The sequence below is a fragment of the Streptomyces beijiangensis genome, assembly GCF_017315755.1.
Lineage (GTDB): Bacteria > Actinomycetota > Actinomycetes > Streptomycetales > Streptomycetaceae > Streptomyces > Streptomyces beijiangensis.
Map to the genome: position 1 here is coordinate 1 of NZ_JAFLRJ010000560.1, position 218 is coordinate 218.

Annotated in this window: 1 protein-coding gene; it reads right to left on the reverse strand. The window is 75.7% G+C overall.

What is annotated here, in order from left to right; translation table 11 throughout:
• On the reverse strand, positions 1 to 218 hold a 218-nt coding region (locus J0695_RS36750; RefSeq protein ID WP_206969101.1), incomplete at both ends, for an NAD(P)H-binding protein.

A 218-nucleotide genomic window follows, 5' to 3' on the forward strand; every position in this document is an offset into this window, starting at 1 on the left:
CGGCACCGAACCGGTGACCAGCTCCAGCGTCAGCCCCGCCGTGGCCGGCGACTCCACGAGCTCCGCGAGGACCGCCGCCACGTCGTCCCGCGGCACCGACCCGTGTCCGGTGCTCGCCTCCAGGCGTACGAGGCCCTTCCCCGCGTCGTCGGTCAGCGATCCGGGCCGCAGGATCGTCCACTCCAGGCCGGTCCGGCGCCGTACGTCCTCGTCGGCCG